The organism is Bartonella sp. AP36NXGY, assembly GCF_042195865.1.
Classification (GTDB): Bacteria; Pseudomonadota; Alphaproteobacteria; order Rhizobiales; family Rhizobiaceae; genus Bartonella.
This window is the reverse complement of record NZ_JBHIPD010000083.1, coordinates 1-1,830: the sequence shown is the minus strand read 5'-3', so window position 1 is coordinate 1,830 and position 1,830 is coordinate 1. Positions and strand designations below refer to the sequence as shown.

2 protein-coding genes are annotated in these 1,830 nt (G+C 46.2%); both read right to left on the bottom strand.

Annotated features, from left to right (window positions below):
• Positions 1-1,335: phage tail tape measure protein (locus ACFINX_RS09895; protein ID WP_375668777.1), on the bottom strand; the 1,335-nt coding region annotated here is incomplete at its 3' end.
• A 131-nt stretch (positions 1,336-1,466) separates the two neighbouring features.
• On the bottom strand, positions 1,467-1,830 hold a 364-nt coding region (locus ACFINX_RS09890; protein ID WP_375668776.1), incomplete at its 5' end, for a hypothetical protein.

Below are 1,830 nucleotides of genomic sequence, written 5' to 3'. Positions count from 1 at the left end.
CTTGATAAAAGAGCCCATCAATTGAAGAATCCCAAGACGTGTGCCAGCCATGGTAAAGCGCAACACGCGCAGAGCAATATTAAAAGCCATCAGGGCAGCAATGGTTTTGATAATGGCACTTGTTAAAGTGGGATGGGCATTCGCCCACGCCATAAGCCCATTAGTAAAATTACCAACAGTTTCCATGAGACTGTTGAGAGGAGGCAGAAGCACTTCACCAATGCTAATCCCTAAAGCCACAATGCGGTTTTGTAAGAGTTCAAATTGCCGCATGGCACCGGTTGCTTGTTTGTCTGCTTCTTGTTCTACAGAGCCTTTAAAGACTTGTGGATCTTTCACATAATCTAAAGCTTGCCCTAACAATTCGGGGTTACCCACCAATTTGGCAAAATCACCAGTAAAATCGCGCCCCGCAATGGCAATCAGCGAACGCATGCCCTGTTCGGATTTACCCAACACATCAAAAAAGCGTACCAAGGTACCGGTGGCATCTTTGTCCAGATCTTGCATGAATTTTTCGCGGGAAAGCCCAATATTGGCAAAAGCATCTTCAATATGCTTGCCCCCTGCTTGAATGCGCGCACTCATGGCATTAAAACCACGCGCAGCACTCTCTGGAACAATCCCAGCAGAAATCATCGCTGTACCAAATGCCGCGGTTTCGCGCGCAGTGAGCTTAAACATGGTTGCCGCACCGGTGGCACGATTGGTAAAATCAGACACCTCACTGGCTTTTGCCGCCATGTGATTAGAGAGATGATTGATAGCATCGCCTAGATCTTCAATGCCTGCCTGATTAAGCTTAAAGACATTGCGCAATTTGGCAAAGCGCTCCCCAATCTGATCCCCCGTCATATCAAAAGCAACAGCCGCTTTGGCAGCATAAATGCTAAAAGCTTCTAGATCTTGTTCGCCAATCCCTGCTTGGCTGGCACTGGTCATCAGTTCTAAAACTTCACGTGCCGCTAGCGGAATCTTAGTGGAGGTTTCCAAAGCAAAACGGCGCAATTCCTTTAAGCGATCAAGGGGGGCATCGAGAACCTTTTCTAGTCCCTTCATCGATTGATCAAATTGCATGGCTTTATAGAGCGGTGCAATTAAGGTTGCTGTTTGCGCAATGGCACCCACCATACGCCCCCGCGCATGGTTAAAAGCATTTTCCGCATTCTTTGTCGCATCCTCAAGATGCTCAGGGTCAAACCACCCTTTAAAATGCTGCCTTGTCTTGTTTTGGAAATGCGCAATATCTGAACTAAAGGCTGCAAGATCTCGCTTGGCAGAAGCGATCCCCTCTTGCAGATGATTAACAAAACGCACAACAAGAGAAACATCCATGATCGTCTCTTATCCTAACTGATGGCTTTCATATTCTTGAGCTTTCAGGCGCGCGAGTTCTTCTCGATAGGCAATCACATCCAGCCAATCCATCTGGTTAATCTCTGAAGGCGCCCAGTGATAATAAAGGGCTAGCTCTGCCCCAAATTGTCTGGCAGAGAGGATTGGCGTTGCGTAAAAAAAGCAAAAAAAGCCTTCAATATTGCGACAATATCCATCACATCAACTCGATCAATCAATTCAATAGATTCATGTGACATATCAGCCAAAAGTGCTGTGATGCCTTCTGTTGCCTCACTTGTGAACAAAACTTGAGAAAGCTTCGTGATAAGCACATCATTGCTCAAAGTGGTTTTTTGCTCTCCAAACTCAGGAAGCAGCAGCTCTGTCAATTGTGGTCCAATGAGCACCGCTAATTGCTTGGCATGCTTAAAAGTGGGGCGATAAAAGGTCAGTTTCTTGCAGAGAGATTCTTTGCCACCTTTATCTTGATAA